The 22,216-nt window shown below is 54.0% G+C and carries 23 protein-coding genes; 11 read left to right on the top strand and 12 right to left on the bottom strand.

The features are described from left to right. The first annotated feature begins 403 nt into the window (after positions 1 to 403). From B3Z17_RS14470 to B3Z17_RS14460, 3 genes are all read left to right on the top strand, one after another. Complete coding sequence (locus B3Z17_RS14470; protein WP_286830501.1) at positions 404 to 1,153, top strand: hypothetical protein; 750 nt, start codon at positions 404 to 406, stop codon at positions 1,151 to 1,153. Continuing rightward, a complete protein-coding gene (locus B3Z17_RS14465) occupies positions 1,150 to 1,707 on the top strand; it encodes a PadR family transcriptional regulator (RefSeq protein ID WP_286830500.1) in 558 nt (185 codons plus the stop codon). Before B3Z17_RS14470 ends, B3Z17_RS14465 begins: the two co-directional genes overlap by 4 nt. A 165-nt stretch (positions 1,708 to 1,872) precedes the next feature. After that, positions 1,873 to 2,598, top strand: a complete 726-nt coding sequence (locus B3Z17_RS14460; protein ID WP_286830499.1) for a substrate-binding periplasmic protein — start codon at positions 1,873 to 1,875, stop codon at positions 2,596 to 2,598. Between the two features lie 5 nt (positions 2,599 to 2,603). Here the strand turns inward: B3Z17_RS14460 and B3Z17_RS14455 are convergent, their stop codons facing one another. Both B3Z17_RS14455 and B3Z17_RS14450 read right to left on the bottom strand, forming a co-directional pair. Beyond that, on the bottom strand, positions 2,604 to 3,566 hold the full coding sequence (locus B3Z17_RS14455; protein ID WP_286830498.1) for a DMT family transporter: 963 nt from the start codon (positions 3,564 to 3,566) through the stop codon (positions 2,604 to 2,606). 120 nt (positions 3,567 to 3,686) lie between these two features. After that, entirely contained in the window at positions 3,687 to 4,265 is a 579-nt protein-coding gene (locus B3Z17_RS14450) for a PAS domain-containing protein (protein ID WP_286830497.1), read from the bottom strand. 322 nt (positions 4,266 to 4,587) lie between these two features. Here B3Z17_RS14450 and B3Z17_RS14445 point away from each other — a divergent pair, with 322 nt between their 5' ends. After that, positions 4,588 to 6,678, top strand: a complete 2,091-nt coding sequence (locus B3Z17_RS14445) for a TonB-dependent receptor plug domain-containing protein (RefSeq protein ID WP_286830496.1) — start codon at positions 4,588 to 4,590, stop codon at positions 6,676 to 6,678. A 187-nt stretch (positions 6,679 to 6,865) separates the two neighbouring features. On the opposite strand, the gene B3Z17_RS14440 is transcribed toward B3Z17_RS14445, so the two are convergent. Then, positions 6,866 to 7,288: a response regulator gene (locus tag B3Z17_RS14440; protein ID WP_286830495.1), complete on the bottom strand. Its 423-nt coding sequence runs from the start codon at positions 7,286 to 7,288 to the stop codon at positions 6,866 to 6,868. A 258-nt stretch (positions 7,289 to 7,546) separates the two neighbouring features. On the opposite strand from B3Z17_RS14440, the gene B3Z17_RS14435 reads away from it, so the two are divergent. After that, a complete protein-coding gene (locus tag B3Z17_RS14435) occupies positions 7,547 to 8,257 on the top strand; it encodes an energy transducer TonB (RefSeq protein ID WP_286830494.1) in 711 nt (236 codons plus the stop codon). 82 nt (positions 8,258 to 8,339) lie between these two features. On the opposite strand, the gene B3Z17_RS14430 is transcribed toward B3Z17_RS14435, so the two are convergent. Next, complete coding sequence (locus B3Z17_RS14430; protein WP_286830493.1) at positions 8,340 to 9,443, bottom strand: acyl-CoA dehydrogenase family protein; 1,104 nt, start codon at positions 9,441 to 9,443, stop codon at positions 8,340 to 8,342. A 14-nt stretch (positions 9,444 to 9,457) separates the two neighbouring features. Beyond that, on the bottom strand, positions 9,458 to 10,657 hold the full coding sequence (locus tag B3Z17_RS14425; RefSeq protein WP_286830492.1) for an acyl-CoA dehydrogenase family protein: 1,200 nt from the start codon (positions 10,655 to 10,657) through the stop codon (positions 9,458 to 9,460). Positions 10,658 to 10,895: 238 nt separating this feature from the next. On the opposite strand from B3Z17_RS14425, the gene B3Z17_RS14420 reads away from it, so the two are divergent. Continuing rightward, positions 10,896 to 12,044, top strand: a complete 1,149-nt coding sequence (locus B3Z17_RS14420) for a sensor histidine kinase (protein ID WP_286830491.1) — start codon at positions 10,896 to 10,898, stop codon at positions 12,042 to 12,044. 15 nt (positions 12,045 to 12,059) lie between these two features. On the opposite strand, the gene B3Z17_RS14415 is transcribed toward B3Z17_RS14420, so the two are convergent. From B3Z17_RS14415 to B3Z17_RS14405, 3 genes are read right to left on the bottom strand one after another with little or no spacing between them, the layout of a single operon-like run. Then, entirely contained in the window at positions 12,060 to 12,314 is a 255-nt protein-coding gene (locus B3Z17_RS14415; protein ID WP_286830490.1) for a response regulator, read from the bottom strand. Between the two features lie 16 nt (positions 12,315 to 12,330). Continuing rightward, positions 12,331 to 12,501, bottom strand: a complete 171-nt coding sequence (locus tag B3Z17_RS14410) for a hypothetical protein (protein WP_286830489.1) — start codon at positions 12,499 to 12,501, stop codon at positions 12,331 to 12,333. Next, positions 12,488 to 14,377 carry a PAS domain S-box protein gene (locus B3Z17_RS14405; protein ID WP_286830488.1) on the bottom strand — a complete coding sequence of 630 codons (1,890 nt, stop codon included), beginning with the start codon at positions 14,375 to 14,377 and terminating at the stop codon, positions 12,488 to 12,490. The genes B3Z17_RS14410 and B3Z17_RS14405 overlap by 14 nt, the downstream gene beginning before the upstream one ends. Before the next feature lie 205 nt (positions 14,378 to 14,582). Between B3Z17_RS14405 and B3Z17_RS14400 the strand changes: the two genes are divergently transcribed. The 3 genes from B3Z17_RS14400 (at position 14,583) to B3Z17_RS14390 (ending at position 16,736) form a co-directional block, all read left to right on the top strand. Then, on the top strand, positions 14,583 to 15,467 hold the full coding sequence (locus B3Z17_RS14400; RefSeq protein WP_286830487.1) for a DUF3034 family protein: 885 nt from the start codon (positions 14,583 to 14,585) through the stop codon (positions 15,465 to 15,467). Positions 15,468 to 15,469: 2 nt separating this feature from the next. Next, a complete protein-coding gene (locus B3Z17_RS14395) occupies positions 15,470 to 15,886 on the top strand; it encodes a group I truncated hemoglobin (protein WP_068302375.1) in 417 nt (138 codons plus the stop codon). 73 nt (positions 15,887 to 15,959) lie between these two features. After that, complete coding sequence (locus tag B3Z17_RS14390; protein WP_286830486.1) at positions 15,960 to 16,736, top strand: substrate-binding periplasmic protein; 777 nt, start codon at positions 15,960 to 15,962, stop codon at positions 16,734 to 16,736. Positions 16,737 to 16,741: 5 nt separating this feature from the next. On the opposite strand, the gene B3Z17_RS14385 is transcribed toward B3Z17_RS14390, so the two are convergent. Then, on the bottom strand, positions 16,742 to 17,665 hold the full coding sequence (locus B3Z17_RS14385; RefSeq protein WP_414672776.1) for a glutaminase: 924 nt from the start codon (positions 17,663 to 17,665) through the stop codon (positions 16,742 to 16,744). Between the two features lie 261 nt (positions 17,666 to 17,926). Here B3Z17_RS14385 and B3Z17_RS14380 point away from each other — a divergent pair, with 261 nt between their 5' ends. Beyond that, entirely contained in the window at positions 17,927 to 19,024 is a 1,098-nt protein-coding gene (locus B3Z17_RS14380; protein ID WP_286830484.1) for a fatty acid desaturase family protein, read from the top strand. On the opposite strand, the gene B3Z17_RS14375 is transcribed toward B3Z17_RS14380, so the two are convergent. Together B3Z17_RS14375 and B3Z17_RS14370 are read right to left on the bottom strand one after the other, a co-directional pair. Beyond that, positions 19,021 to 19,572 (bottom strand): DUF1697 domain-containing protein, encoded by a 552-nt coding sequence (locus B3Z17_RS14375; protein ID WP_286830483.1) that lies wholly within the window; start codon positions 19,570 to 19,572, stop codon positions 19,021 to 19,023. The two genes, B3Z17_RS14380 and B3Z17_RS14375, sit on opposite strands and share 4 nt — an antisense overlap. 202 nt (positions 19,573 to 19,774) lie before the next feature. Next, the gene (locus B3Z17_RS14370) at positions 19,775 to 20,437 is read right to left on the bottom strand and encodes a glutathione binding-like protein (protein WP_286830482.1); all 663 of its coding nucleotides are present in this window, start codon (positions 20,435 to 20,437) and stop codon (positions 19,775 to 19,777) included. A 183-nt stretch (positions 20,438 to 20,620) separates the two neighbouring features. On the opposite strand from B3Z17_RS14370, the gene B3Z17_RS14365 reads away from it, so the two are divergent. Continuing rightward, on the top strand, positions 20,621 to 20,860 hold the full coding sequence (locus tag B3Z17_RS14365) for a hypothetical protein (protein ID WP_286830481.1): 240 nt from the start codon (positions 20,621 to 20,623) through the stop codon (positions 20,858 to 20,860). 75 nt (positions 20,861 to 20,935) lie between these two features. Here the strand turns inward: B3Z17_RS14365 and B3Z17_RS14360 are convergent, their stop codons facing one another. Further along, positions 20,936 to 22,114: a pyridoxal-phosphate-dependent aminotransferase family protein gene (locus tag B3Z17_RS14360; RefSeq protein WP_286830480.1), complete on the bottom strand. Its 1,179-nt coding sequence runs from the start codon at positions 22,112 to 22,114 to the stop codon at positions 20,936 to 20,938. Positions 22,115 to 22,216: the final 102 nt, after the last annotated feature.

Here is a 22,216-nt window from a genome sequence, read left to right as displayed (position 1 = left end):
GCCTGTCATTGTTTGACGCAGTCTTGAGAATATGACCGACAGTATCCATGCAAGCAAGAGAGCAAAAACCAGCATGAAGGCAGGATGGAGAGGAACTGAGAAGTCATGGGATCCACACCAAAATGTCAGAAAATCCCTTGGGCCAAACCCAACCACCGCAAACACGTGGATCAAGCGGTAGATCAGCAGCATCGACACAGTAACGATAAGATCCTGGTTATCTGAGAGCCAGCCAAACGCATGGCGCTTCTGGCGTCTTTTCAACCAAACTTTTCTTAAATTCCCCATTTATTATAGATGTTTATTCAGAAGTGGCCTGTCAAGGCAAAGCCCCCCTCTTGAACCGAACACAAGCTTCTACTATATAAATATTTACATAGATAACAACCGAGGCACGGCTGCGATGGATATGCTCAACCAAATATTTCTCTATACCCACATAACCGCAGGCTTTATCGGCCTCGCGGCTTACTGGGTTCCCATCTTTGCCAAGAAAGGCGCGGTTAACCACCGGCGCTTTGGCAAGGTTTTCCTCAATGCCGGCTATGTGGTGGTGACCGCCGCGGTGCTTTCTATTGGGACACGTGCGATACGCTATGCGCTGTCTGATTACAGCTTCGAGCAACTGGAAAGCTTCTGGGGTTTCGCGATTTTCCTTGGCTACCTGTCACTGGTGACCTTCATTATGCTGCGTTTCGGGACGCTCGTTCTCAGGGAGAAGAAAGACCCAACCAAGCTTGCCTCCGCAGCCAACTTAGCGCTGGGGTACGGGGCAATTATCGGCAGTGTTGCGGTCATTGCCTATGCCGTTCTTGTTAGGCCTGAAGTGACAGTCGTACTGTTGGCACTATCGCCTATCGGGCTTCTGGTCGGGCCACAGATTGTGGGTTATTTCAAAGGGCGTGAAACATCCAAACGTGGCTGGTGGTATAGCCATATGGGCGCAATGATCGGTGCTGGCATTGCGTTTCACACCGCATTTCTTGTATTCGGCGCAACGCGCCTATTCGATATTGGCGTCGAAGGCCCCTTTGCCTTTGTACCCTGGATTTTACCAACCCTGATAGGCGTACCAGCCAACATGATATGGGAACGCCACTACCGCAAAAAATTTGACGACCCCAAGCGAAGCAAGTTGGAGGCCCCAGCATGAGCCTGCAGCATATCCTGTTGGGCATTATCGCAGAACCCAAAAGCGGGTATGACATCAAGCAGGAATTCGACAGTTCGCTGAAGCATTTCTGGTTTGCGGAACTAAGTCAGATATACCCGGCGCTAAAGAAGCTGGTAGCGGACGACCTAGCGCGCGTTGAGGGCGTACCGTCTGACAAAGGCCCAGACAAAAAGCTTTACAGCAGAACAAACGCTGGCACCCAAGCCCTGATAGACTGGCTACACACTGGGCCTGCCACCAGCCCGGTGCGGCATGGTTTCCTGGGCCAGGTATTTTTCATGGGAACACAAAAGGACCGTGAGGCCGCCCTAAAGTTTTTCAAAGAACTGAAGGCGCATTATCAAGCCCGTTACGCTGCACTTCAGGCTGTAGAAGCGGGTTGGAAAGCCCAGTGTCCGACCTACCCAGATGGCCTCGGCGACGATGACTTCTTCATGCAAATGACACTGGATGCCGGACTTCGCTTTCAAAGAAGTTACATGGATTGGTGTACCAATTCCATTGATCGGATCAAATCCCGCTATCATGACTAGTGCTTTGCATTAGCAGAAAGGCAAAGCACCCGATGCTTTTGCCAATTGTTAATCATTGTTCCTATACCCTGTATCTCAAGGATCGATTAACCTCTCACCAAGGACCCTTGAATGCGCCCTTCCCTTTCGGCCCTAGTAATAGCCTGCTTGCTGGGATTGGTCGCGATGCCCAGTTGGGCGCATCATCCTGAATTCAAGATCCCGCATATATTTGCGACCGGCTGGGGTATCACGCTCGACGCTGATGGCAGCGGCTTCTACAATGATTACGCCCGCTTCACACTTGGCACAGACCTGAGCAGTAAGAATTATCTGGTCGCCCCCTACAAGCGGGCCATGCGCGGCTTCAAACGCGACAAGTCCAGCTGTGTCTATCCAAAAAGCATTGATACACTGATGCGAACTGGTGATTGGGAGGAAGGGGAAAGCTTCATCGAAAGCGCCGCTATGCTGCGGTCCCCCTTAAGGGTTTTCACCCGGGACGACATGACCATCATCCACAGTCCAGCAGACCTAACGGGGAAGCGCCTGGCCTACGCACTAGGATCAAAAATACCCCATTCTCTTGGTGATATCGGAGTTGAATATATTCCTGTGGCAGACGAAGTGGACAAAGCTAAAATCCTGGATACCGGTACGGTGGATGCAATGATCGCAAACATGCCGGATGCTTTTTTTGTTTTTCAAAGCCTGGGCCAGCCACTACCGCCCCATGATCCGCACTATGACCCTATTCCCGTTCCGCGCATTCGGATTGTTTGCCATGACACCCCCAACAACAGGGACTTTATTGCGCAATTCAATCACCGCCTGCAAGAGTTGGCAGCTTCTGGCGAAATGGCAGAACACCTAAGGGAACTCGGGCTGGATCCAGCCGAATTCATGCCGTGAAACACCTAAAGCGGGGGGCTTGAGGCCTGCCGCCTTATGCTGTTGCGCAGCCGCCTGAGCAGGCGGCCATCCAGAACCAGAAGACCAAGCCCGATCAGCACAAGGCCAATGCCGTGGCCTAATTGCAAACTCTCATCCAGGAACAACACCCCGAAGGTCGTCGCGACCACCGGAATGGTAAGCGTCACCAACGACGCGCTGGTTGCGCCAGCCTCACTGATCAGGCGGAAGTACAACAGATATGCAAGTGCCGTTGAAAGCAGCGACAGAGACAATAGCGCGGCCCAAACTCTGGCCTCAGGCAGTGGCAGGCTTTGGGGCGCATCTACCACAATAACAATCGGAATCAACATAACCGCTGCCATTGTAACCTGCCCAAATGCCATCTGCACTGGCTTCAACCCCAACCCTACGAAACGGCGACCGGCCACAACTGCAAAAGCATAGGAAAGAGATCCTGCGAGGACAGAGACCTGCCCCATAAACTCGCCCGTAAGTCCCGCAAGGCTGCCTGGGCCAATGATGGAAACCACGCCAAGAAAACCAACCAATACACCAGAGAAGCGTCTCGCAGTCAGGCGTTCATCATGGATGAAAAAGTGAGCCACAAACACAGTGAAAAGCGGCATGGTGGCATTCAGGATGGAAGCCAGGCTTGAAGCAATCTGCGTCTGCCCCCAAGCGATCAGCGAGAAGGGCATGATGTTATTCAGAAGCCCCATCACCGCAAGAGCCCCCCATATCTGCCATTTGTTTTTGTGCCCGGCGCCGGGCACGGAAACCCCAGTCAGCTTCATGAAGCAATACAGGCCGAAAGCGGCCAGCGAAACCCGCACAGCAACAACAGTCAAAGGTGGCAAGGCAGTTATTGCCACTTCAATCGCCATGAAAGACGCCCCCCAAAGCACGGAAAGCATGGCCAGCAACCCCCATTGGCGTGGGCCCATTTGCGGGATCGGTTCTGTCACGCGGGAGTATCCTTCATAAGTAGCAATTATCGTCTTTCAAGACAGCAAGCGACACCGTATGACGCCGCGCAAAAATCTGCACGCCATTTCCGGACTTGTCACCAACATTTGAAAAAACGATCAGTCGTGCTGATCGTAGTCAAGGTCTGCTAGAACGTGGGTCACTTTGTCACCCTCACCAAACGGCAATACAATAGATTCCCCAAAAACTGACATCCCGTTCTTGGATACAAAATTGCCTGCCGTTCGTACCGGACGACGCAACAGGGCAACATGATCCAGAATACGGCGCGATCTTTCCGCTCTGTTGGGATCGGGAAATTCGCTAACAAGCTTGCCGGTCATCTCAGCGCCGAACAATACGCTAAGCGCTGTACCAAACACCTTATAGCGATAGTTCGGCTTGCCATCTGGCTGAAGCTCAATTTCCACGAGAAAAATATTGGGTAAGTGTCTTGGTAGTGCGGCTGGATTGAAAGCCTCACGGGAGGGCATTACTCCTTTGGAAGGACGCAACGACAGATAATGGTTAAACATGTCCCTAAGATCTGCACTACGTATTCCTGCCTGCATGGAACTCTCGCCTACCAACAACTGCATGTCTGCACTTGCCGAGGGGAGGCTATCCAACTGGTTGGTTACGCTCGTAGCTTCAAACGATGATACTAAACTGCCGTCTCCTGCGTCTCCAGGAACCATGGCAAACCTCTCAAACACTATTTGACCCCGGGAACAGCTTAGGCCCGAATTCCTTTCGCAATTGTAAATCCGCTAAAGAATTGTTGACGCCCTGATTTTATTTTTTTAGCCCCAGCATGAGTTCGGCTTATGGCTGGCTGCACCTAAGGTATCGTGCGCAGTCAGATCGATTCAATTTATCGCGGCAAGGGCTCTTTTCACCGCAAAAGACCAGCCCCAGGCCCATTAAATCATTAGTTTGAAGCCGGACATTATAACAATTCAAGTCAGCACCACCCTTTCGCAGGGTCCGGGAAGCAGACATGCTCTGGGGAAATTTGGAATGACGAAAAGGGCCACACGACAGGCCTACGGCTCCCTTGTATTTGGGTCCGCACTTGCTTCGGCCATCTTGCCTGCTGCCGCTTCGGATGCAACAGTTAACGCAAGTGCGTCCGTGACAATTGATGTTGACCACCAAGCCTTCGATGCTGACTTCTTCGAACAATATACGCCTCAGACGGCACTGGATATGATCAACCGGCTGCCCGGATTTGTGTTTGACGCTGGCTCAAGCGCGAGGGGTTTTGGCGGCACAGCGGGCAATGTTCTTATCGACGGCACGCGGCCGACATCAAAATCAGGCGGCCTCTCGGAAGCCCTTTCCCGAATTCCGGCAAGCCAGGTGTCCCACATTGAAATACAGCGCGGCGCTATTGGCGCAGGTGAAGCGGCCGGCCAAAGCATGATTGCAAACGTCGTTCGCTTGAAAGATGTCAGCACAGGCACCTGGACAGTCGGGCTCCGCAAGTTTGACAAAAGCCAAATCATGCCGTCCGTTTCCGGCACATTCAGCACCCAACTAATGGGATGGGACACATCCCTTAAACTGGTGACATTCTTCAAGGACGAATCCCGTCAGGCCGTGATCAGCCGCCGGGATGCAGGCGGTGTGCTTACCAAAAGGCAAACCGAAAACAGAACCGAACAGAACCGCGACGGTACCTTTTCATTTGACGCCGGTCGGGACGCTTTTGGCGGTCGGCTGCAGTTGAACGGCCGGTTAGGGTTCGACAGTTGGTACGGGGACACTGAGCGCCTTGGTCGCGGCGCGGGCCTGGCAACAGCTCCGGTGACTGATCGCTTTTTTGACGACCATAACTGGGAAGAATATTCGGGTGAATTCGGGGCCGACTGGTCGCGCACATACGACAGCGGCTGGAAGTGGCGCCTTATTGGCCTGACCACAATTGAGGACTGGACAGCCGTTGACGAGATTTCATTCGAAACACCGTTGGGAACGCCGTCCTCTTTCAGCACCTTCACTGCCAAGGAAAAAACCACCGAAACCATTTTTAGAACCACGCTGGGCAAAACCGGGCTTAGCCGCTTCAAGCCCGAGTTCGGCATTGAGGGAGCCTTCAACACGCTGGATGGCAGCCTGGAAATCAGCCAACGGGACAGCAGTAGCGTGGAGACATTCTACCGCGCGCCCTCACCTGTTCGGGTTGAGGAAAAACGAGCTGAGGCCTTCGTCAATATGGTTTGGCAGGCCTCTGACAAGGTCACTCTTGATGGTGGCCTGAAGGCAGAAATTTCACGCATCTCCACATCAGGGCACGCCGAACAGGCACAGACCTTCAAATTCCTGAAGCCATCCCTGGGGGCAACCTTCAACATGTCTGACAATCTGCAGTTTGATGTAAAAGCGGAACGGTTTGTAGGCCAGCTTGACTTTGGCGATTTTGCCGCAAGCGCGGACGCAACAGACGACCGCGTTTTTGCTGGCAACCCGAACCTGAGGCCTGACCGTACCGACCGCCTCGAAGGCACTGTCAACTATCAATTCAGCGACCGGGGCGCGCTGTCACTGAGCCTTTTTCACGAGTGGAAAGACGACGTGCTTGAACGCATCGTGTTACCAAGTGGCGCACAGGCCCGCGCCAACGTCGGCAGTGCCCGCCGCTGGGGCCTCGATGCCCAGGCCAGCATTCCTCTTGATCGACTACTGAAAGGCGGACTGCTGGAGGTAGAGCTTTATGCCAAAGAGAGCAGCTTCCTTGATCCGCTCACCAATCAGACGCGCAGGCTCCATGACTTCAAGCCGCTGGAATATTTTATCGACTTCCGTCACGACATTCCGAATTCGGAATGGTCATGGGGCGTGGAATATGATTCAAACTTCAACTGGCATGGCTATTTTGTCGAGGAATTCGAGGATTTCGAGGGCAGTGACCGCTGGGACCTTTTCATTGAAACCACCCAATTTTTCGGCGTAAAAATGAAACTGACAAGCTTTTATACCTTCAGTGTCCAGCGTGACCGGATCCGATATCTTTACGCACCAACCCGCGGCGATACCTTTATCGGCACCGAAATCTCCGAGCGTGAGCGCGATACCGGGTTCCTGTTTGAAATCTCAGGGCAGTTCTAGCCGCTCACCGAAGCCCGAAAAATTAAAGCCCGCGCGTCTATTGGGGGCTGACGCGCGGGCGATCCCGGGAGCTTAGGGGGAGGTAGGGGAACGCCCCGGGCACCACAGAAATGGGGGCCACAACAGAAATTGTAAGCCCCCGCCCGATCACGTTTTCTTGAACCGCGCCTACGCGCAAATCAGCACGTCAACTGAACATCTTAACCAACCGAGCACGCAGCTTTTCCGGGTCGATCGGCTTCAACAAATAGTCCTTCACGCCCAAGCCCTTAGCACTCAGGATATGGTCCTTTTCGGCACTACCTGTAAGGAACAGCACAGGTGTTCTTGCGCGCTTGGCATCAAATCGGATATTGGCGCCATCCCGCAGTGTACGAACAAAATCAATACCGCCCATTGGATCCATATTGATATCGCAAACAATCACATCAAAGGCACGGCGATCAAGCATCTTGAGGGCATCAGAACCGTCTTGAGCTTGCAGTACCTCTGTGAAGCCCAGGCTCAGGAGCAACTTATCCAACATCTTGCGGATGATTTCCTGGTCATCAACCACCAGGGCCGTTCTTCCCCGCAACACGCCACTTGGCTTGATCTCAATGTCGCCCATAGGTCCTCCCTGCGCTGTGACCCCGCGTTCAGCCATCCTTATAGGAACCATACATAATGCTGCGCGCCGACACAATCTGTCAGTTCGCACGAAAAAACGACGTAGTTCTGGTCACTTGAAGGGCGTTAATTTGATATAAACCAATGTTACCTATTCTGCCCGACATAGGACAGACAACCACCACTTTATAGGTATCGGAAGCCTGCCCGACAGTTCTGCGTTTGTTGCCTTTAGCCCTTTCCGCAAGGAGAACGCGCAATGTCGCCAACGTCCACCCGTACTATATTCACCCTCGGCCTATTCGCTTTTTTATGCGGCACCACAGTGCCCTCAGCTACCGCACAAGACTATGACCTCGCCACATGGGGCGAGCGGGTCTATGACGCTTTCGCGTCCAAGCAGCGGTATCCCAAGCGCGCGCTGGACGCCAAACTGGAAGGCACAGTGAAGGTTGAAGTTACTGTCGGCCAGAACGGCGACATTATCGGCTTCCGGATCAACCAGTCGTCGGGCCACAATGTGCTGGATGGTTCGGTCCTGCAGATACTGAACCGGATCAACCCTCTGCCCCCGCTGCCTGAGGGGTTATCCAGCTTCAATTTCAAGATTCCGCTTCGATTCAATATGGACGAGCAGCAAACCCAGCTGGGTGCCGATGTCCAGGTAGCAGAAGCCACGCCTGACTGGCAGGGCTGGCAACGTGATGTCTCCCGTATTCTGGCAAGAAACCAGGGCTATCCAACACAGCTGATTGAAGAAGGCATTGAAGGCACGGTCCGGGTTAAGGTGCAGATTGCCATGGACGGCACCATCCTGGCTCAGCAGGTGGTCGAAAGCTCAGGCAACCCGATCCTGGACGATGAAGCCGTCGACCTGATGCGCCGTATCAGCTTCCCTAAGCTGCCTGAAAACAGGGAAAGCGTGTCGCTGACCATTCCCCTCAGCTACAAGATCAACGCTAAAGGGTAGACAGCCCCGAGGTTCACGACATAGAGGCAACAAAAAAGCCCGGCTGCAAAAGCCGGGCTTTCTGCGTTCTAACGGCAGTCTTTTAAGCTACTTTTGACAGCTTCTGGAAGCGCTTCAGGTGGTAATCGGTGTCACCGAAATAATGATCGATCATCACAAGCCTCTTGGCAACATGTGCCAATTCAAGCTCCCAGGTCACGCCGATACCACCATGCATTTGCACCGCCTCTTCAGCGACCATTCGGCCCACACGGCCTACTAGGGCCTTGGCAGCAGACAGATGCTTGTCGCGGTCGCCAGCGTCCAGCTTGGAAGCCGCCAGCAGCACAATTGACCGCACTTGCTCGATCTCGAGGCACACGTCCACAAGACGGTGCTGCAGCACCTGGAACTTGCCAATCGGCACTCCGAACTGTGTCCGGGTACGCAGGTATTCCAGCGTGGCGTCGCGTGCATTTTCCATGGCACCCAGGCTTTCCGCGCACAGCGCGAGTGTAGCGCGCGCAAGAGCCCGGCCAAGGGCCGCCTCCGCAGCATCGCCCGAAAGCAATACATCGTCCGCTGCCACGGCGACATCTGTGAAGGTCACCTCAGCGGCGCCAAAACCGTCATGAGTTTTAAAGGCCTTGATAGCAACACCTTCAGCATCCTTCGCAACTAGTGCCAGCACCAACTTGTCGCCATCTTTGGCGGACACAACCAGAGTGGCGGCATCGCCGCCATTGATCACAAGCGATTTCGAACCCGACAGCTTGCCACCAGCGATTGTCGCATCCACCTTCGCCGCATTGTAGCGTGCACCCGGTTCATAGTGCGCCAGCGCGAGCTTGTGCCCACCGCCGATCACGTCATCCAGAAGTGCAGGACCACGCCCTTCGGCAGCTTCTTCAGCCAGAAGCCCAGCCCCCAGAACAGCCGTTGCAAGAAACGGCTCCACCACAATCTTGCGGCCAAGTTCCTCGGCCACCACCATGATATCCAAGCCTGACCCACCAAGGCCGCCTACGCGTTCCGGCAGCACAGCAGCCACCAGCCCAAGTTCCGCCATCTGTGCCCAAACCGCTTCATCATGCCCCTTTTCAGAGCTGATCAGCTTCAACCGGCTTTCAAAATCGCACTGCTCACGTACAAAGCGCGAGACCATGTCCTTGAGCATGCGGTGATCATCAGAGAGATTGAAATCCATACCTAAATCCTCCCTTAAAGCCCAAGAATCATCTTGGAGATGATGTTGCGCTGAATTTCGTTCGATCCGCCATAAATTGAGTATTTCCGGCGATTGAAATATTGGCCTGCATAAAGATGTGCGCCCTCTGGGCCAACAGGTTCCATGTTGGAACCCAGTTGATCCAGCTCCGGCATGAACGGTAGCGCGTAGGGGCCAACAGCCCGGCGCATCAGGTCACTCAGCTCCTGGCGGATCACAGACCCCTTGATCTTGAGCATGGAGCTTTCAGCCCCCGGCGCGCCGCCGGCCTGAGCCGCCGCAAGCACCCGAAGGTTGGTCAGTTCCATCGCCATCAGGTCGATCTCCACATTCGCCAGACGCTCCGCAAAATGCGCATCGTCAATCAAACGCCCGCCTTCACCGTCATCGGTGTCGGATGCGATCTTTTTCAGCTTTTTCAGTGTTTCCTTGGCCGCAGCCACACCTGCGATACCAACACGCTCGTGCTGCAGCAGGTATTTGGCATAGGTCCAGCCCATGTTTTCCTGGCCGACCAGGTTTTCAACCGGCACCTTGACGTTATCGAAGAATACCTCGTTCACCTCGTGGCCGCCTTCGATGGTGATGATCGGGCGCATCTCAACGCCTGGGGTGTTGAGATCGATCAACAGGAAACTGATGCCGGTCTGCGGCTTGCCTTCACTGGATGTCCGTACAAGACAGAATATCCAGTCGGCATATTGGCCAAGCGTGGTCCAGGTTTTTTGACCATTAACAATATAATGGTCACCGTCGCGCACTGCTTTTGTCTTGAGGCTGGCAAGGTCCGAGCCAGATCCCGGCTCCGAATAGCCCTGACACCACCAATCGGTACCGTCAAGGATGCGCGGCAGATAATGGGCCTTCTGCTCGTCCGACCCGAATGCAATAATCACCGGACCCAACATGGAAAGCCCGAAAGGTGGCAGTTCTGGCGCGCCCACCCGCACAAATTCTTCTTCAAAGATGTGCTTCTGGAATGGGGTAAAACCCGATCCACCAAATTCCTTGGGCCAGGCGTGGGCCACCCACTGTTTTTCCTGCAATGTACGTTGCCAATTCAGATAGTCTTCTTTTTCCAGAGCAAGGCCCGCTTTGGTCCGCTCTGCAATATGGCTTGGAAGCCTGGCTTCCAGGAATGACCGCACTTCCGCACGGAAGGCCAGGTCCTCTTCACTATATTCAAGACGCATTGTTCGCCCCTTCAAATCTATACCGCTTGGGTCCACTGTATATCCGGGGAAAGAGTTTAGGGCGCCTTACCGCCCCTTCAAGGGCCATAGGCTGTGAAAAGGTCAGAAAGAAGTCTTTAAGAAGCCCGCTAATGAATAGTCTGCACAAATTCGTAGCCTGATCGGTAAAATTTTATGAAACAACACGCTAACATTTGATTTTTTCGCCAATAAATCGTACCAATATTGTCTTGTATTCATGCGCCCCACTATGGCGAAACCTAGGGGAACTGCATTGCCGATACACTATAGAGATATTTTGCTTGTTGATGACAGCGGCGCTGACTGCCGCTTCATTGAACATGCGCTCAAACGTTCAAGTGCCAGCTACCATATAGATTCCGCGCATACAGCCGCAGACGCGCGCCGCAAGATTGCCGAAAAGCATTATGACTGCATGCTGATCGACTACCGGCTTCCGGACCTGGACGGGCTGGAACTCATGGAAAGTATTCACCGTGATATTGAAACCGGCTTTCCAGGCCTCGTGATGATCAGTGGAGAAGGCAGTGAGCGGGTGGCCGCTAAAGCCATCAAACTGGGGGCGCATGACTACCTATCCAAAAATCAGCTAAACTCTGGAAGGCTGCAAGAAGTAATCGATAGCGCCATCCGACGGGCTCAGGAAAAGCGTAGCCAAGTGCACCAGCAAATGCTGATGGAAAATTTTGCATCCACCGCAGCGCATGACCTTGCCAATCCTCTCAACGGCGTCATCGGCTTTGTGTCGCTTGCCCAACAGATGATGGAAAGGGGCGAGATTGACCAGATACCTGACTATCTGGACAGCGCCCTGAAGGCGGCCCACTATATGAAGCAACTGGTTATCGACCTGTTGCACTTTGCCCGAACTGGCTCTTCGGCAGAAGCATGCGAGCCTGTCAACCTTACAGACACAGTACAGCTGGCTGCGAATTTACTTGAGGAAGCCATTGAGGCGTCGGGTGCTGTCATTGAATTGGAGACGTTGCCGAAGATTGAAGGCTATGTCACGGAGTTGACACAGATGTTCCAAAACCTTATCGCCAATTCAATCAAGTATCATTCTGACGCTCGCCCCGTGATCACGATCAGCGCCGAAGACATGGAGGATAGCTGTATTATCACGATTACCGACAATGGCTGCGGCGTACCTGCTTCTGCTCGTCGCCAAATCTTTTCACCCTTGTTCCGCATCCACCGGAAAAACACCACGGGCTCCGGCCTTGGCCTCGCGACATGCGCCAAAATTGCTGAGATGCATCACGGGCGGATCTGGTGCGAAGGGCGTGCGACTGGCGGCAGCAGATTCAAGATCGAATTGCCAAAGAAGCAACCTGATCAAAATCTGCCTAATGACATGATCTAGAACGCCACCACAGCCTCACGGACGCGACGGCAATTCCGCACTGTGCAACCAAAATTCCGAGAGAGACTGAATGGCATCCACAAATCCGTTCAAGTCGTGCGGCTTTTTGACAAAGCTGTTTGCGCCCAGTGCGTAACAATCCTGAACATCACGTTCATCATCTGAGGTACTGAATATAACCACTGGAATAGACTTGTACCGATCATCATCTTTGATCGTACGCAACACTTCACGCCCATCAACACCTGGCAAGTTCAAATCCAGCAGCACAAGGGAAGGCCACCGGTTACCGCTGGGCCGCCTTGGACATGGCCAGATAATTGATCGCCCGACGTCCGTCTTCACAGTGATGTACCGGGTTGTCGACACCCAACTTCTTGAAGGCGCGCTTGGTTACGCGGACGTCCGCCTCGCTATCTTCAACGAGTAAGATAAGGTCGGTCTCATTGTCCGCCATCATGTGACTCCATTTGAATGGGTAGGCCAAAGGAGAAGGTTGTTCCCTTTCCTTCCTCAGTCTCGAACCTGATCCAGCCGCCACTGTGATCGAGAATGCGCTTTACAATGGCTAGACCGGCACCAGTTCCGCCCCCGAAGGCGTCTTCACGGTGGAAGCGCCGGAACATGTCAAACACTTTGTTCTGAAATTCCGGCGCAATGCCGATGCCATTATCTGTGACATTCAGTATAGCAAACTTGCCGTCCGTCCGACCAGAGATTTCCACCCTTTTTTCCGATTTATCATTGTACTTCACACCATTAGTAATCAGGTTTCGGAAAATGCTGGTAAGATGTGCTGAAGGGAAAACATGCCTTGGGAGGTCTCCAACCACAACAACTTCCGCACCATGTTCGGACAAGAAGCCACCGATATCATCCAGGACAATTTCAACCGCCTTGTCGGCTGCAATCTCTTCTCCTTGTCGTTCGCCGCGCTCGATGCGGGAATATTCTCGCAAGTCGTCAATCAGCCTCTCCATGCGCACTGTCAGCCGAGCAACCGTATCAAGGTCTTCCTGGTATTCCTTCTCGAGCTTATCGGCACATTCTTCACGCACGATAGATGAGAGATTATGAATACCCCGCAACGGTTCTTTCAGGTCATGCGCTGCGATATAGACGAATTGGTCCAGCGCTTCATTGGAAGCAGAAAGCTTTCCGTTCAACTCGCGCAACTCTTTTTCGGCAGCCTTTGCATCAGAAACATCCCGCGCCACCACCGCAGCAGCGACAATCTGGCCGTGCGGATTTTTAACCGGGGAAATGGACATGGATACATCAATTTCATGGCCATCGGCATGGCGGTAAACCGTTTCATAGTGGCGAACCGTCTCTCCGGCTGCAATCTGGGCAAGGATATCATGCAGCTCTCCGGACTTACCTTCTGGCAAGATCAGCGTACCCGGCCAACCAATGGCCTTGTCAGCGGAATATCCAAACAGCTGCTCCGCGCCCGGCGCCCAGCTCTGGATTGTGCCCATGAGATCAAGGCTGAAAATGGCATCATCACAAGCCTCAATTGTAGTGACCAGACGGCGACGCTCGGTTGCGATCCGCATACGTTCCGTAACGTCCACAATTGTAGCAATCACAACGATTTCTGGATCGTCTTCAACCGGTGTCAGGCCAATTTCCACAGGAAACAGCTCGCCACCCTTTCGTTCGCCATAAAGCTCCATCCCCTGCCCCATTGGACGGGTTTTCATATTAGTGAAAAATCTCTCGCGGTTGGCTGGGTGCTTCGCCCGAGCATTTTGCGGCACCAAAATTTCAACAGGCTGGCCCATTAACTCGTCTTCCGAATACCCAAACAGGTTTGTCGCACCGGGGTTTACCACCTGAATCAATCCGCGCGAGTTCACTCCAATGATCGCTGGTGAAATCTTGTTGATCACCAATTCGAGCCGACGGCTTTTCTGTTCAAGTTCTGCAGTTCTCTCCGCCACCTGTTGTTCGAGCAATGCATGGGTTGGTATCTTGAGTGCCGCAGGAATGAGTCGCCAGACGGCGACCGCTGTGAGGAGAGACACAATGGCCGTACCGGCCTTTGCAACACCCGACATACCATAGGTACCATGCCATACCGTGATGATCCCAAAAATGTGGGTTACTCCGCACAGGAAAATGAACGCCGAAAAAAGATAGAATATAGAAGTGAACTGAACGTCAGGGCGTCTGCGTATGAACACCATGAGACTGATGGGGATGGAAAAGTAAGCCAAGGCGATTACCGCATCAGAAACCACGTGGGTCCACAAGATTTCCGGCGCCCACAGGAAGCAGTAGCCATGTGGCATAAAATCGGTAGACATCATATTATCAAGAAGGGACATGATTGGTGTTCTCCGCCTACTGTGTCGCTGAAGAAAACGTGACCTTAACCCTATAAGAGACACCGAACAGCAGATTGGTCACCTTGCACGCAAGGATAGCAAATAGAGGCACAGAAGTAAGGGCAATATTCCAGCTATCCCTTCATAACAGGCCGAAAACTTGCTATAGATTTCATGGGGTTGAACACTGAAAAGGAACGCTAAAATGGCTCAAAGCCGCACAACCCTGCTGTTTTTTCTGACCATTTTACTCATATTTTCCAGCCCAACCACTGCTGAGGAAAACTTGTTCGGCAGCGGCAAAATTTTGGCAACCCCAGGGGTGATCCAGGTTGAAGGGACTGCAGGCGGCGGATTGACGCCTTGGGCAGTAATTTCAGGCTATGGAACCAATCGCCAGATTGGCGGCAGCGTGCACCATACTTATGTCACCACCAACGATTTCACATTGAACGCCACCGGCGCCACCGTGGGACTATATGATCGGCTTGAGCTTAGCTTCACCAGGCAGTGGTTTGATACCGGCAGTGCGGGCGAGCGGCTGGGCCTTGGGGAGGGTTTCAAGTTCAACCAGGACATCCTTGGTGCGAAAGTGAAGATATTCGGGGACGCGGTTTATGACCAAGACACCTGGATGCCGCAAGTGGCATTGGGCGCTCAATACAAGAAAGTGGACAAGGGAGCTATCGTACGCGCAGTGGGCGCTGAGGACGACGACGATATAGACGTTTATCTGGCTGCCACTAAAATCCTGCTAGATAAAAGCCTTGTGCTAACCGGCACGGCCAGACTGACACGCGCCAACCAGTTCGGCCTCCTGGGCTTTGGCGGTCCGAATGGCTCAAGCAGGTCTCTTCAATTTGAAGGATCGGTCGCTTACCTACTCAGTCGTCACTTTGTACTTGGTGCTGACTATCGCACCAAGCCGGACAACCTGGCTTTCGCAGAAGAAGATGACGCCATGGCCGCTTACGTGGTCTGGTTACCGTCAAAACATTTGACGGTAACAGCCGCCTACACCGACCTTGGCAAGATTGCCCTGCAGGGCCGCCAACGTGGATTTTACCTGTCCGTCCAACTGGGGTTCTAGATATGAAATTTCTGAAAACCACGCTGATCGCTGGCCTTCTGGCCCTGACCACCGCCGTTCACGCAGATAGCCTGTTTGATGACTTGGGGGGCAAAGATGCGATCGCGCGAATGATGACCCGACTGGTGGAACTGACGTCTGCCGACCCCCGCACCGCCCACCAGTTCGAGCAGACAAAAAAGGATCGCCTGGCCAGACTACTGACTGATCAAGTATGCGAGCTTTCAGGGGGGCCGTGCAAATATCGCGGCGTAAACATGAAAAAGTCCCACATCAAGCTTGGGATCACCGAGGCCGAGTTCAATGCCCTTGTGGAACAACTCCAGCAAGCGATGGACGAAGAAGGCGTGCCTTTCCATACCCAGAACCGACTGCTGGCTCTTCTGGCCCCGATGAAGCGGGATATTGTTGAACGCTAACATCACAGCCATTTGACAATATTCACGTGCGAACCATTCGCTATGCGGTTATTATTGCCCCGTGGGGCCAGAAATGGGGAGACGTCAGCTTTTGTTCAGGCGTGCGTTGTTTTTTGTCTGTCTGCTGTTGTTCAGCAGCGTCAGTAGCCCACACGCGGCTGACGTATTCATCTTCACGGAAAATTATCCCCCTTATAATTTCCCTGCAGCTGATGGCACTGTAGCTGGAGACGCGACAGCGCTTGTCCGCAAGGTGATGAACATAAGTGAGCTGGACTATTCGATTACCATCGTCCCCTGGGCACGGGCGGTGCGTTACACGGAAACCGCAGATAATGTCCTGATCTACTCCATCGCCCGCATACCGAACCGTGAGGAGCGCTTTCAGTGGCTTGTACCACTGGCCTTCGACAATTACCGGCTGTTTGCCCGCAAGGATGACAAACGCGTCTTCACTCGCGAACAGTTGCGGAAAGGGGCCTTTAGCGTTATTTGCGTGCAGGGGGATATCTCCTGCACCATTCTTCAGGATACAGGCCTGCCAGAAGCCAGCATCATACAGTCGCCGGATCTGGATCAACCCGGCACACTCAAAATGGTAGAGGCAGGACGCGTTGACCTTTTCCCGGGCAGCATGATCAATTACCAGACTGAACGCCAGCACCACGGCGCCTGGCGAGGGGCGTTCAAGCCGGTCTATGACCTTGAGGTGGGCCTGACCCTCTATTTGGCGGGCGGCGCAAACCTGCGCCCTGAACTGGCCGCAAAAATCAGGGCAGCTTATGCGCATCTGGTTGACGCGAATGACTTTGATATGATGTTCGCGGATGGTCCGCCGATAGACCGCTAGATGACCTAGAAAATGCTGGTGTGGGTCATGGACGTGAACATTTCCAGCGCCGCGGTACCAACATAAGAGTTACCGAACTGGTCCAGCTCAGGCGACCACACGGCCACGGACATCTTGCCGGGGATCACTGCCAGGATACCGCCGCCGACACCACTTTTCGCAGGCACCCCAACCCGGTAAGCAAAGCTGCCGACGCTGTCGTACATGCCGCACGTCAGCATTACGGCATTAATGCGCTTTGCTTGTGCCACCGACAGGATGGTAGCGTCATGGAGCGCGGAATAGCCCCCTGTTGCAAGCGGCAGGCCCGCAAGCGCAAGGTCCTTGCAGGTCATGGTCATGGAACATTGGAAACAATAAGTTTCCAGTAGTGTATCCACATCCTGGTCGATATTTTTATAGCTTTTCATCAGGTGTGCCATGGCACGGTTCAGGTTTGAATGCGTCAGTTCTGACTGCATGACCGCTTCATCGGCGTCAACCGCATCATTCATTGCCAGGAACCGCAGGAAGTTGCGGATGCGGTGTTTGGTGTCGCCCTTCAGCCCCATCAGGAGGTCCAGCGTTGCGAGCGCACCTGGATTGATGAAGGGGTTCCGGGGAACACCATGTTCCATCTCAAGCTTGATCATGGAATTGAAACGGTCGCCTGACGGCTCTTTGCCAACCCGCGTCCAGACCATGTCACCGAAGTGAGACATGGCAAGTTCAAGCACAAAGAGCTTGGAGATACTCTGGACGGAGAAGGCTTCTTCAGCGTCGCCCACCGAGAAGCTCTCGCCAGACGCAAGCTGCACGGCCATGCCGAACTTTGTTGCCGGAACGCCCGCGAGCGCTGGAATATAGTTGGCAACCTTGCCCTTACCGAAATGAGGCTGCACCCCTTCGGCGATGTAATCCAGCAATGCCTGATAATCGAGCACGTCCAAGAAATTCCTTCTGTTATACTTTCAAGATTAGACGGACAAGCGCTTGAAAAAAAGAGCAGAAATACGCATCTCTGCCCCGCGCCACGGACATAGTTTCGCCCAACTAGTTTAGCACAAGCCCCACGCCGATTGCCTAAAGTCAAGGATTTGTGAGGCCTGCAGGGCTTTAAGACACTTTGCCTTTCTGCGTTTTTATGGCAATTAGGCGCACATGTAAGATTTACCGCCATCGCGGTGTGAGAGAATGACATGCAAGACGGTATGACAGTAGGAAAAGTGGCAACTTCAGCAGCGGATGCGCCAGCTAGGTCCGGTAAACACCCGGAAGCGGCCGCCTTTCCGCTCAAGGAAGCGCGCAAACTGGTCAAGGACCTGTGGAAACCCAATGCCCGCATCTACTGGACAGACTTCACGCTATCTGCCGGCATCGGCTGGGGCGCTGTGGCTGTCGCCACCCTGGCGCCTAATTATTCACTTGTGCAAATTCTGGCGCTTGTGGTTGCCACGCTTGGCCTCTACCGCGCGGTGATTTTCATCCATGAAATCGCGCATTTCCGCAAAGGCACCTTCACCGCCTTCCGGCGCTATTTCAATGCCTTCTGCGGCATGCCAATGATGGTGCCGGCCTACACCTACGCCGATGTACATATCGATCACCACAAGCCGCAGGTTTATGGCACCTCCGAGGACGGGGAATATCTGCCGTTCGCCGTGGACAAGCCCTGGAAGATTGTGGCCTTCATCGTCCAGGCCCTGATTGTGCCGGGCCTTCTGCTGCTGCGTTATACGGTATTGATGCCGCTAACCCTGATCATCCCCCCATTCCGCCGCTATGTCTGGAAGCGGGCAAGCTCGCTGGTGATCGACTTCGCCTATATCCGCCCGGCCCCCAAAAAAGACCAAGTGGCTGGCTGGCTGCTTGAGGATATCTTCACCGGCGTCTATGCCTATGCGGGCCTCGGCCTGATGTATCTGGGCTATCTGCCGTGGAAGCTTCTGGCTGTATGGTATGTGGTGACGATCCTGATTTTCGTGCTGAACGGCCTTCGGACCCTGGCGGCCCACGCTTACCGGAACGGCGGGCGTGAACGCATGACCCAGCAGGAAGAGTTCCTCGACAGCGTGGATATCCCGGGCAACCGCTATATCTCCAGCCTTTGGGCACCTGTGGGGCTGCGGTTCCACGCGACACATCACCTGTTTCCGGGCATGCCCTATCATTCGCTTGAGAAGGCCTATTTCCGCCTGAAGGCAGAACTGCCGGACAACCGGCTGTATCTCGAGGCCACACGCCCAAGTCTCATGGCCGCCGTGGCCCAGCTTTGGCGCGAAGCCAAGTCCGCGCAGAAGATAGCTTAGTCGTCCAGCATCGCCAGCAGTTTCTGAACCGTGTTCCAATTCCGCGCAGTTGCGGGCACACCCAGCTTCTTGTCGGTCAGGAGTGGCGTCAGCTTGGATCGGCCTGAGCCTTCAGTGAAATAAATATGGATGGTACGCCCTACCAACCGCACCATCTCTGGCCCTTCGTAAGCCTCAAAAAGCGCTTCTATATGCGCGCTGTCCGGCATGCCTTTCAGGAAGGCCAGCTGCAGGAATTTCGGGTCCAGTTCACCTTTGGGACTACTGCCATCAGCAAACGGACAGGCCGCCACTTCCTGACGGAATTCGTCTTCCGAGAGCACCATGATATCCACGGGGAAACCAAAGGTCCGCTCACACGCTTTCTCCAGCTTGCCCGCAACCGCATCCGGCGTGCCTTTGCCCGAAAACACCAGATTCCCTGACTGTACATAATGCTGCACGTCCGAAAGCCCGCATTTTCCAGCCACTTCCTTGAGGTCGGCCATTTTTATCTTCTTGTGACCACCCACATTGATACCACGCAACAGCGCTACAAACTTTGTCATAAAATCCTCGGTTATCGTTTGGGGCCTTCATATCGGAAGCAACCGTCGGCACCAACCCCTAATCCGGGATTGAGGCAGGATAAGGTATTGGTTCAAAAAAATTGACCCGCCCTCGGGGGAAGGGGGCGGGTCAGTCAGCGAAGGGCCCCCTTGGATGGAGAGGGAGGAGACCCGTCGGGGTCGCTGTAACGAGGAATGAACCTTATACGTAAAGCCCTCGGCTTCGGATCACAGCAGGGCGCTCATTGCACCGCGCCCGCCAGGCAGCCACATTCTGGAAGCTGTATAAATCGACTTGTTCTGTGGCTTCATAGAATTCTTCCAAACAATTCAACCAAGGGAAAGTCGCGATGTCGGCAACGGAATATTCCCCTGCCAGATAGTTTTGCCCATCCAGCCGCTTATCAAGCACACTCAACAGCCGCTTGGCTTCATTGGTATAGCGCTCCACCGGATAGGGATGATCGCATTTGTCTTTCGCATATTTGAAGAAATGCCCGAGCTGACCAAACATGGGACCCAACCCCGCCATCTGCCAGAACAGCCACTGGATGGCCTCAGACCGGGCGCGTGGCTCTGCCGGTAAAAGCTTGCCTGTTTTCTCCGCCAGATGCAGCAGGATCGCGCCACTTTCAAAAACATTGATTGGCTTACCATCAGGGCCATCAGGATCTGTAATCGCTGGAATTTTGTTGTTCGGATTCACGGCCAGGAACTCTGGTGTAAACTGATCGCCAGCACCGATATCGATGCGGTGATAATCATAGGGCAACCCAAGCTCCTCCAACGCGATGGAGATTTTCTGCCCGTTGGGTGTGTTCAGTGAGTAAAGCTGGATCGGTTTCATGGGCTTCCTTGATGTCATGGCTATGCTTCCGGATTTCAGAGATTGCCCCGAACACCCGAAAAAACAAGGCTCACGCAGATCACGACTTTGCGAGACCTTAGGGGCGATATACGCGCCCCTCTTGACATGACCACTATATCAACCTATTTGATACCTTTAGGTTACATTAATGAACCCACGAAGGACATATAGGAGTAAGACATGGCCGAGGACAACAAAATGCAAACCGCACAAAAGCGGAAAAAAGGTCGGCAGGAAATCGTGCAGGCAATTCTGTGGGCGGCGGCGCTGATTGGCAGTGCGCTCATCCTGAAAGGCACGGAACAGGCAGACAAAGTGATGTGGCTTTTGTTTGTGCTGGCCTTCACAAGCACGCTTTCAGGTGGCCCCGCCGCCTGCGAGCGCCGGATGTGGCGCAAATGGACGGGCAATGAAAGTTAAGGGCATCACGGCCATCTAAAACCAAAAAAGGCGGGGAAGTCCCCGCCCTTTCACGCCAGACTGATCTGCCTGCTGTTAATCATCGCTCATGGCTGTACGGGCTGCTTCCAAAGCTTTCAGGCCATCCACATGCATCTGCTGTTTACCCAGCGCATCAGCCAGTGCTGTCAGGCAAAGTTCTACATTTTCTTCACGCGCCGAGGTTCCCATCAGACCAATCCGCCAAACCTTGCCTGCAAGTGGACCAAGGCCAGCACCAATTTCAAGATCGTATTCCTGCAACAGGTGTGCCCGAACAGCAGCTTCATCAATGCCGTCTGGCACCTTGACTGCATTCAGCATCGGCAGACGGATGTCTGGGTGCACCAGGAAGTCAAGCCCCATGTCCTCCAGGCCTGCAACGAGGCCTTCGTGCATTACCGCATGACGGGCGTGGCTTTCCTCCAGCCCTTCCTCAAACAGCATCACCAGGCTTTCATGCAGACCATAGAGCGGGTTCACAGGCGCTGTGTGATGGTAGGACCGGCCACCTGTGCCGTCCCAGTAGGCCATCACAAGGCTGAGATCCAGGAACCAGCTTTGCACAGGTACCTTCCGGGCTCTTACGCGCTCGAGCGCACGTTCAGAAAAGCTCACCGGCGAAAGGCCTGGCGTGCAGGACAGGCATTTCTGGCTGCCCGAATAGATGGCATCAATGCCCCAGGCGTCCACTTCAACGGGCAGACCGCCCAGGCTGGTCACCGCATCTACGATTGTCAGGCAATCGTGTTCACGGGCCAGCGCGCAAAGAGCGGCAGCGTCCGCGCGCACACCCGTTGATGTCTCAGCATGAACGAAGGCCAGAATTTTAGTGTCTGAGTTGGCCGCCAGTACTTCGGCCACCTTCGACACATCAGGGGCTGTGCCCCAATCGAATTCCACCATCACAGCTTCGCCGCCTGCACGCACCACGTTTTCGCGCATGCGTTCCCCGAAAACACCATTCTTCACAACAACAACCTTGTCGCCCGGCTCGATGAGGTTAACGAAGCACATTTCCATGCCCGCTGATCCAGGCGCAGAAACCGGGAAGGTCATGGCATTTCCGGTTTTGAACAGGGCACGAAGGCCACCTTTGAGCTCCTCCATCATGCGCTGGAAGTCAGGATCAAGGTGACCAAGAGTGGGGCGCGCCATAGCCTCGAGAATGCGGTCATGAACGTCTGAGGGCCCGGGGCCCATCAACGTGCGTTTGGTCGGGATGAATGATTGCATGGGAAGCACTCCTGAAAAGTCACAAATCGGTTAATGGTCCATGACATAGGCGGGCGCCAGCATATGTCGAGCGGGGCAGTGGCTTTTGTAGCCCAAGTGCGA

This window comes from Kordiimonas sp. UBA4487 (assembly GCF_002389025.1).
Taxonomy (GTDB): Bacteria; Pseudomonadota; Alphaproteobacteria; order Sphingomonadales; family Kordiimonadaceae; genus Kordiimonas; species Kordiimonas lacus.
The sequence above is the reverse complement of the archived record's forward strand: the minus strand, read 5'-3'. Positions and strand labels throughout refer to the sequence as shown.